The following is a 6,951-nucleotide window of genomic DNA, read 5'->3' as shown; positions in this document are numbered from 1 at the left end:
CCGGTCCCGGGTGAGCGACGGCCCCGGCCGGTGCCATCGCCACCAGCGCCGCGACGAGCGCGGGCGCCAGGAGCGCGAGGGTACGACGGAGCGCGACCCGCCGAACGGGCGCAACGCGGGGGCGGGGCATCTGTCCTCCGGGACGATCAATGAGATCCCATTATTCGGTGATACTTGCCATCAAGCACTAGTCCTGCGAGGAAACGAATTCGTAACGTGTCCGGGACATCTGGACGGGACCGGTACGCTCCGGTCGTGACCGGATATCTCGGCTCGTACGCCACGCTCGGTCTGCTGCTGCTCGCCGCCGTGCTCTTCTTCGTGACGGCGTTCTCGGCGAACCGGGTGTTACGCCCGAGCCGGCCGGCCGAGCCGTGGGGCAAGCGGGCCTCGTACGAGTGCGGTCTCGACCCGGTCGGCGGCGACTGGGCCCAGATGCAGATCCGTTACTACGTCTACGCGTATCTCTACGTGCTCTTCGCGGTCGAGGCGGTGTTCCTGTTCCCGTGGGCGCTGGTCTTCGACCGGCCCGGCTTCGGCGCCACCACCGTCGTGGAGATGGGCGTCTTCGTCGCGATCGTCGCGCTCGGCATCCTCTACGCCTGGCGGCGCGGCGTCCTGCGCTGGACCTGACCGCTAGGCCAGCCCGCGCCGGGTCGCCGCCGGCGGCCGGTCGCCTCGGATCGACGCCACCATGTCGAGCACCCGGCGGGTCTCGCGGACCTGGTGGGCGCGGAACACCCGGGCGCCGAGCCAGGCCGAGACCGCCGTGGCGGCGAGCGTGCCCTCCAGGCGCTCGGGCACCGGCAGGTCGAGCGTCTCGCCGATGAAGTCCTTGTTCGACAGGGCCACCAGCAGCGGCCAGCCGGTGTCGGTCAGCTCCGCCAGCCGCCTGGTGATCTCCAGCGAGTGCCGGGTGTTCTTGCCGAAGTCGTGCGCCGGGTCGATCAGGATGCCGTCCCGGCGCACACCCAGCCCGGCCGCGCGTTCGGCCAGCCCGGTGACGGTGCCCACCACGTCGGCCACCACGTCGTCGAAGGCGGCCCGGTGCGGCCGGGTACGCGGGGCGAGCCCGCCCGCGTGCGAGCAGACCAGCCCGGCGCCGGTCGCCGCGGCGACCCGGGCCAGCGCCGGGTCCGCCCCCGACCAGGTGTCGTTGAGCAGGTCCGCGCCGGCCGCCACCGCCTCCACGGCCACCTCGGCCCGCCAGGTGTCGATGGAGATGACCACATCCGGGAAGGCGGACCGGACCGCCGCGATGGTGTCCACCGTCCGCCGGATCTCCTCGGCCACGTCCACCTCGTCGCCCGGCCCGGCCTTCACCCCGCCGATGTCGATGATCTCCGCGCCCTCGCTCACCGCGCGTTCCACCGCGCGCAGCGCGCTGTCCTGGGCGAAGGTGGCACCCCGGTCGAAGAACGAGTCCGGCGTGCGGTTGACGATCGCCATCACCACCAGCTCACCGGGGGTGAACGTCCGTCCGCCCAGCCGCAACGCCCCGGTCATGCCCGCCTCCTCGCCGCCGGACCGCACCGGCCGGTCCGACGCTATCCGGTCCCGCCCGCGCCGCCCGTGCCGGTCCCGTGCGCCGGACGCATTTACCGACCGGACGTCCCGGAGGGCTCGCCCGATCCCGGCCCGCATGCCACGATCTGTGCATGGGTGAGGTTCTGCTCCTCTTGGTCGTCGCGCTGACCGTCGCGGCTGTGGTGTTCGGGGTGACGGTGCTGGTCTCCGGCAAGGATCCGGGCCTCACCCCGGCCGAGCCGGACGGGCGGGCCGTGCCCCTGCCCGGCAGCCGCCCGCTCGACGAGTCGGACGTGTCCGACGTCCGCTTCGACACGGCGCTGCGCGGCTACCGGATGAGCCAGGTCGACGCGGCACTGCGCCGGGCGGCGTACGACATCGGCTACAAGACCGAGCTGATCGGCGTCCTGGAGGCCGAGAACGCGGCCCTGCGGGACGGCCGTACCGAGGACGCCGACGCGCTGCGCCGGGCGCGCGAGGAGGCCGCCGCGACCCGACCCGAGACCGAGCCGGCGCCCGGCCCGTCCAGCACCGAGCCGGCGGTGATCGACCTGTCCGCGCCGGAGCAGCCGGCCCGGGCCGACACCGACCGGCAGCCGGGCCGGACCGACGCCGACGCGCAGCCGGGACGCGCCCCGGCCGAGGCGGGCGTGGCGGAGGCCCCCGCCGCGGCGGCGACCGAGGACACCGTCTCCCCGGCGAACGGGGTCGCGGCCGGGCCGGCCGACGACGACCGGGAGCGCGGTTCGGTGGTCCGCTCGGAGTCGGCGTGACCGGCGCCGGCCGGCCGGCCGACGACTTCGCCGAGGCGTCCCGCCGGGGCGCCGCCGAGGTCACCGCCACGGTGATCGTCGAGGCGCCGGCCGACCGGGTGTTCGCCGCGCTCACCGCGTGGGAGCGGCAGTCGGACTGGATCCCGCTGACCCGGGTCCGGGTGGTCGAGGGCGACGGCGGCGAGGGCAGCCTGGTCGAGGCGGTCACCGCGCTGGGCCCGGCCGTGCTCCGCGACGAGATGCGTGTGGTCCGGGTCGACGCGCCGTACGAGGTCGGGGTGGTGCACTGCGGCAAGCTGCTGCGCGGCCCCGGCGTGCTGCGCTGCACCCCGATGGACCGCGACCGCACGCAGGTGGTCTGGCACGAGTGGTTCCACCTGCCGGGCGGGAAGGCCGGCCGGGTGGCGTGGCCGGTGCTCTGGCCCGGCTCGAAGTTCAGCCTCACCCAGGCGCTGAAGAAGTTCGCCCGGCTGGTCGAGCAGGGCCGCCTGCCCTGACCGGCGGTCGGCGCGGCGGGGCTGTCGGTGGCCCGGCCTATCGTGGACGCCGTGACTGACCTGGTGACCGGCGCGGACGGACTACCGCGCTGCGCGTGGGGGGCGAGCACCCCCGACTACGCCGTCTACCACGACGAGGAGTGGGGCCGGCCGCTGCGCGGCGACGACGCGCTCTACGAGCGGCTGACGCTGGAGGCGTTCCAGTCCGGCCTGTCCTGGCTGACCATCCTGCGCAAACGGCAGGCGTTCCGGGACGCCTTCGCCGGCTTCCGGATCGAGTCGGTGGCCCGCTACGGCGAGGCCGACGTGACCCGGCTGATGGCCGACGCCGGCATCGTCCGCAACCGGGCCAAGATCGAGGCGGCGATCGCCAACGCCCGGGCCGCGTCGGAGCTGCCCGAGGGCCTCTCCGCGCTGCTCTGGTCGTTCGCGCCCCCGCCCCGGGCCGCGCGTCCCCGGTCCTTCGCCGAGGTCCCGGCCACCAGCCCCGAGTCGGTGGCGATGGCCAAGGCGCTCAAGAAGCGGGGCTTCCGGTTCGTCGGCCCCACGACCGCCTACGCGCTGATGCAGGCCACCGGCATGGTCGACGACCACCTGGCCGACTGCCACGTGAGCGGTGACCGGGCCGGGGTGTGACGGAGCGCGCCACCTCCGCCGTGATGGGATTGGGGCATGACCGACACCGAGCCGCGTACGAGCGGGACGACAGACGGTGCGACCACTACCGGCGCCTGGGCGGTGCTGCTGCCCGCCGAGCGCTTCGAGGCCGAGCGGCTGGTGCACCACGACCTGCTGGAGCTGACCGGGCTGTCCGCGGCGGCCCGCCCCCGGCCCGGCGACCGGGTGGCGGTGCTGGTCGACGAGCCGCTGCGGCTGGTCGCGCTCGGCCGGGTCGCGCCCGCGTCGTCCGAGACCGCCGAGGACCCGGACGATCCGCAGTCCGACGCGGTGGCCGGGCCGCTCGTGGTCACGTACACCCGGCGGGTGCTCGACGAGCCGGTGCCGGTCGACGGCCCGGCGCCGGACGGCCCGGTCGTGGCGCTCGACCCGGCCCGCTGGCGGTCGCTGGCCGACCGGCTCGGCCCACCGCCCGCCCGCAGCACCTGGCTGGTCAGCCTGGACCTGCCGATCGAGGCCGCGTCGCGCGCCGAGGCGGTCCGGATCTTCTGGTCCTACGTGCAGGAGCTGGGCCCGCGGGAGCTGCCGGCGTTCGTCTCGCCGTACGGCGACGAGCTGGCCATGCAGGCGTTCGTGCTGGGCGTCGAGGCCAACCAGGATCCGGAAGAGGACGACTGACCCCCCGTCACGGGCGGTAGCGTCCAGACAGGGGCCGGCGCCGGCCGGCGTGGTGGAGGGGGTGCCATGCGGTTCCGGGACAAGGTCGTGCTGGTGACCGGTGGGGCGTCCGGTCTGGGCGAGGCGACGGCACGCCGGTTCGCCGCCGAGGGCGCCAAGCTGGTGATCGCCGACATCAACACGGAGGGCGCCGAGCGGGTGGCGGCGAGCCTGCCGGACGCGCTCGCGGTGACAGTGGACACCGGCGACGCCACCTCGGTCGAGCGCGGCATCGCCGAGGCGGTCGGCCGGTACGGCCGGCTCGACGTCGTCTTCAACAACGCCGGCATCGACGGGCAGCAGCAGGCGCTGCACGAGATGGACCTGGCGAACTGGGAGAAGGTCCGCCGGATCAACGGCGACGGGGTGTTCTACGTGCTGCGGTACGCCATCGACGCGATGCTGCGTACCGGCGGCGGCGCGATCGTCAACACCTCGTCCACTGCCGGGCTGACCGCGCAGGACAACATCTCGCCGTACACGTTCACCAAGGCCGGCATCGTCGGGCTGACCCGTTCCGCGGCGGTCGAGTACGCCGCCCGGGGGATTCGGGTCAACGCGGTCGCCCCGACCGTGGTGATGACCCCGCTCGTGGAGCACTTCATCGAGAACGCGCCGGACCCGGAGCAGATGCGCCGGCAGATGGAGTCGTTCAACCCGAAGCCCGGCATCCCCACCGCTGACGACGTGGCGGGCGTGGTCCTGTTCCTCGCCTCCGACGACGCGGCCTGGGTCACCGGGCACACCATCCCGATCGACGGCGGCTACGTGGCCCGCTGAGCGGGTGCGCGGCGCGTTCCCGGTGCGGTCAGCGTCCCTCGAAGACCGGCTTCTGCTTGGCGACGAACGCCATCGTGGCGGCCCGGTGGTCGGCGGTGGCGCCGCAGATCGCCTGCGCCTGCGCCTCGGCGGCCAGCGCGTCGGCGAGCGTGCCCGCGTCGGCGATGGAGAGCTGGCGCTTGATCGCCCCGTACGCCACGGTCGGTCCGGCGGCGAGCCGGGCGGCCAGCTCCTGCGCGGTCGGGAGCACCTGCTCGTCGTCGTCCACCAGCTTGGTCAACAGGCCCAGCCGGCAGGCGTCGTCGGCGCCGACCGGCTCGGCGAGCATCAGCAGCTCGACGGCCTTGGCGTGGCCGACCAGCCGGGGCAGCGTCCAGGACGCGCCGGTGTCGGCGGCGAGCCCCACGCCGGCGAACGCCATCAGGAACCGGGTCTTCGGGCCGCCGATGCGGAAGTCGGCCAGGAACGCCAGCGAGGCGCCGGCCCCGGCGGCCATCCCGCGTACCGCGGCGATGACCGGCTTGGGCAGGTTGGCCAGCCGGGCGGCGATCGGGTTGTAGTGCGCCCGGACCGTGGCCAGCGGGTCGGCGTCCGAGGCCTCCAGCGTCCGCACGTGCTCGCGCAGGTCCTGCCCGGCGCTGAACGAGCCGCCCGCGCCGGCGAGCACGACCGCCCGGCAGGACCTGTCGGTCTCCAGCTCGGCCAGCGTGTCCCGGAGCGCCTCCTTGAGCGCCACGTCGAGCGAGTTCATCGCCGTGGGGCGGTTCAGCGTCAGGGTGACGACGGCGTCGGTGCGGTCGACGAGCAGCGGCTCGGTCACGTTCTAACGACCCTTCTGTCGGGCGAGGCGGTTGCCGGCGTCGAGGCACTGCTCGACGTACCGGTCGGCGGCCGGCCGGAGCCGGGCCGCGTGCCGGTCGAAGAAACTGGCCGCGCTGGTGCCGGGCCAGCGCTCGGGCAGCAGTGCCGGGGGCAGTTGCGGATCCCGGAACAGGAACGTACGCCACGCGTGCACGAGCCGGAACCGGGCCGCGTACGCGTCCTCGTCGCTGCTGCGCACCGTGACGCCGGAGAGCAGCGGCTTCTGCTCGGACACGAAGCGCTCGTACGCCCGCCCGATCTCGGCCAGGTCCCACGCGCGGCGGACCACGCCCATCGCGCCCGGGGTGCCGGCCGCGTGCGCGGCGGTGAACCGCTCGTAGCGCACGCCCGCCTCGTCGAGCAGCAGGTCGACGTCCTCACCCGGGCGGGTGGCCACCCAGGTGCAGTCGTCGAGTGTGCCGTACCCGAGGAAGGCGAGGTTCGCGGCGAGCCGCTGCCGGTCCCGGCGGGACGAGGGCGCGGTGAGCACCAGGAGATCGAACCGCCCGTCCCAGCTGTGCCGTCCGGTCCGGTAGATCCGGGACGCCGCCTCGTCGAGTCGACGAGCCGCCTTCGGGGTGATCGAATATCCCGGTCCGGACGCGAGCCGGAGTGGTTCCAGCCAGCCCTGACGGACCATCCGGGAGACCGCGGTGCGTACCGCCGGTGGGGCGATCCCGAGCGGGGCGAGCAGCTTGACCAGGGCGGCGACCGGTGCGCGGCCACCCCGGGCCCGGAGGTGGTCGCCGTACAGGTCGAAGAGTGCCGACCGTGCCTGCATGACCGCACATTGTGACAGGCCTATCCAAGATAAGCTAGATGCTGTTACATCAATGCTGCTTCGGTTTGGGTCCGGCGGTGTTCATCAGGGAAAATCGTTGGTCGAGCCTTCCGCGATGGTTGCGGATGGCGATGGCGAAGTGGCTGTGGGGCAACTCACCGACCCTGGTGTAGGTCTGAGGGGAGACAACATGGCGGCGATGAAGCCGCGGACGGGCGACGGTCCGCTGGAAGTCACCAAGGAGGGCCGGGGCATCGTCATGCGAGTCCCGCTGGAGGGTGGTGGCCGGCTCGTCGTCGAGATGACTCCCGACGAGGCCACCGCGCTCGGTGACGCGCTGAAGGCGGCCGCGGGCTGATTCGAGGAGTATCCCGCACGGCGGCCGCCGTGCGGGCGG

At 73.9% G+C, this 6,951-nt stretch carries 10 protein-coding genes; 7 read left to right on the top strand and 3 right to left on the bottom strand.

The features are described from left to right. The first annotated feature begins 255 nt into the window (after positions 1–255). Positions 256–633, top strand: a complete 378-nt coding sequence (locus ACPCK6_RS23405; RefSeq protein ID WP_030273665.1) for an NADH-quinone oxidoreductase subunit A — start codon at positions 256–258, stop codon at positions 631–633. Between the two features lie 3 nt (positions 634–636). On the opposite strand, the gene folP is transcribed toward ACPCK6_RS23405, so the two are convergent. After that, complete coding sequence (gene folP, locus ACPCK6_RS23400) at positions 637–1,506, bottom strand: dihydropteroate synthase (RefSeq protein WP_318332236.1); 870 nt, start codon at positions 1,504–1,506, stop codon at positions 637–639. 152 nt (positions 1,507–1,658) lie between these two features. Between folP and ACPCK6_RS23395 the strand changes: the two genes are divergently transcribed. The 5 genes from ACPCK6_RS23395 to ACPCK6_RS23375 all read left to right on the top strand — a co-directional run bounded on the left by ACPCK6_RS23395 (position 1,659) and on the right by ACPCK6_RS23375 (position 4,912). Beyond that, positions 1,659–2,300 carry a DivIVA domain-containing protein gene (locus ACPCK6_RS23395; protein WP_396879796.1) on the top strand — a complete coding sequence of 214 codons (642 nt, stop codon included), beginning with the start codon at positions 1,659–1,661 and terminating at the stop codon, positions 2,298–2,300. Continuing rightward, the gene (locus ACPCK6_RS23390) at positions 2,297–2,797 is read left to right on the top strand and encodes an SRPBCC family protein (RefSeq protein WP_318332238.1); all 501 of its coding nucleotides are present in this window, start codon (positions 2,297–2,299) and stop codon (positions 2,795–2,797) included. The genes ACPCK6_RS23395 and ACPCK6_RS23390 overlap by 4 nt, the downstream gene beginning before the upstream one ends. Positions 2,798–2,848: 51 nt before the next feature. Then, positions 2,849–3,433, top strand: a complete 585-nt coding sequence (locus ACPCK6_RS23385; RefSeq protein ID WP_041784439.1) for a DNA-3-methyladenine glycosylase I — start codon at positions 2,849–2,851, stop codon at positions 3,431–3,433. A gap of 36 nt (positions 3,434–3,469) precedes the next feature. Beyond that, positions 3,470–4,093: a hypothetical protein gene (locus ACPCK6_RS23380; RefSeq protein ID WP_396879797.1), complete on the top strand. Its 624-nt coding sequence runs from the start codon at positions 3,470–3,472 to the stop codon at positions 4,091–4,093. Between the two features lie 66 nt (positions 4,094–4,159). After that, positions 4,160–4,912, top strand: coding sequence for an SDR family NAD(P)-dependent oxidoreductase (locus tag ACPCK6_RS23375; RefSeq protein ID WP_194798739.1), 753 nt, complete (start codon positions 4,160–4,162; stop codon positions 4,910–4,912). Positions 4,913–4,940: 28 nt separating this feature from the next. Here the strand turns inward: ACPCK6_RS23375 and ACPCK6_RS23370 are convergent, their stop codons facing one another. Together ACPCK6_RS23370 and ACPCK6_RS23365 are read right to left on the bottom strand one after the other, a co-directional pair. Further along, positions 4,941–5,732 (bottom strand): enoyl-CoA hydratase/isomerase family protein, encoded by a 792-nt coding sequence (locus ACPCK6_RS23370; protein WP_423482226.1) that lies wholly within the window; start codon positions 5,730–5,732, stop codon positions 4,941–4,943. A 3-nt stretch (positions 5,733–5,735) separates the two neighbouring features. Continuing rightward, positions 5,736–6,554, bottom strand: a complete 819-nt coding sequence (locus tag ACPCK6_RS23365; RefSeq protein ID WP_318332243.1) for a PaaX family transcriptional regulator — start codon at positions 6,552–6,554, stop codon at positions 5,736–5,738. Between the two features lie 190 nt (positions 6,555–6,744). Between ACPCK6_RS23365 and ACPCK6_RS23360 the strand changes: the two genes are divergently transcribed. After that, the gene (locus tag ACPCK6_RS23360) at positions 6,745–6,912 is read left to right on the top strand and encodes a DUF3117 domain-containing protein (protein WP_013283866.1); all 168 of its coding nucleotides are present in this window, start codon (positions 6,745–6,747) and stop codon (positions 6,910–6,912) included. Positions 6,913–6,951 lie beyond the last annotated feature (39 nt).

The organism is Micromonospora sp. AB353 (assembly GCF_049538395.1).
GTDB classification, from domain to species: domain Bacteria; phylum Actinomycetota; class Actinomycetes; order Mycobacteriales; family Micromonosporaceae; genus Micromonospora; species Micromonospora aurantiaca.
This window is presented reverse-complemented; position numbering and strand designations above follow the sequence as displayed.

Bases quoted from the DNA above. Each gene is read 5' to 3' on its own strand.
- folP (WP_318332236.1), bottom strand. From the start codon at position 1,506: ATGACCGGGGCGTTGCGGCTGGGCGGACGGACGTTCACCCCCGGTGAG.
- ACPCK6_RS23395 (WP_396879796.1), top strand. From the start codon at position 1,659: ATGGGTGAGGTTCTGCTCCTCTTGGTCGTCGCGCTGACCGTCGCGGCT.
- ACPCK6_RS23380 (WP_396879797.1), top strand. From the start codon at position 3,470: ATGACCGACACCGAGCCGCGTACGAGCGGGACGACAGACGGTGCGACC.
- ACPCK6_RS23375 (WP_194798739.1), top strand. From the start codon at position 4,160: ATGCGGTTCCGGGACAAGGTCGTGCTGGTGACCGGTGGGGCGTCCGGT.
- ACPCK6_RS23365 (WP_318332243.1), bottom strand. From the start codon at position 6,554: ATGCAGGCACGGTCGGCACTCTTCGACCTGTACGGCGACCACCTCCGG.
- ACPCK6_RS23360 (WP_013283866.1), top strand. From the start codon at position 6,745: ATGGCGGCGATGAAGCCGCGGACGGGCGACGGTCCGCTGGAAGTCACC.